General features: G+C 72.6%; 1 protein-coding gene. It reads right to left on the reverse strand.

The genetic code is table 11. The features are described from left to right. Positions 1–128: 128 nt before the first annotated feature. Positions 129–392: a DUF6640 family protein gene (locus ACFWX1_RS27230; RefSeq protein ID WP_378391948.1), complete on the reverse strand. Its 264-nt coding sequence runs from the start codon at positions 390–392 to the stop codon at positions 129–131. Positions 393–435: the final 43 nt, after the last annotated feature.

Here is a 435-nt window from a genome sequence, read left to right on the forward strand (position 1 = left end):
CCTTGAGGGCGTCCGACGCCCTCAAGGTGGCCTTACCAGCATCACGGCACCCCGAGATGTCGCGTTGGTTCGGGTTGTGCGGTGGGGCGTCCCTCGGTGCCCCCATCGCATCGAGGGACGCCCCCGGCTCACGAACCCGACCGGGCCAGCCTGCGGCGTTCGAGCAGGTAGCCGAGGCCGGTGAGGGCCAGCGCGGGAAAGGCGATCTTCGCCTGTGGGAAACGGGCGGTGCCCGGTGGATCGACGGCCTTGCTGCCCGGGTACGCGAGCGCCGAAATCTGCGTCAGCCAGTACAGGGACGCCAGCGTGGCACCGGTGTCCAGGCTCGTGGGGGGCGCGCCCGGCGGCGGCGCCCCCGGGGGCAGATATAACGCGGCCAGAGGGGGAGCCACGCGCTCTTGTGCGCGGGGGGGGGAGTTTTTGGGGGGCGGGGCG

Source organism: Amycolatopsis sp. NPDC059021 (assembly GCF_042739895.1).
In the GTDB taxonomy this organism is placed as follows: Bacteria; Actinomycetota; Actinomycetes; order Mycobacteriales; family Pseudonocardiaceae; genus Amycolatopsis.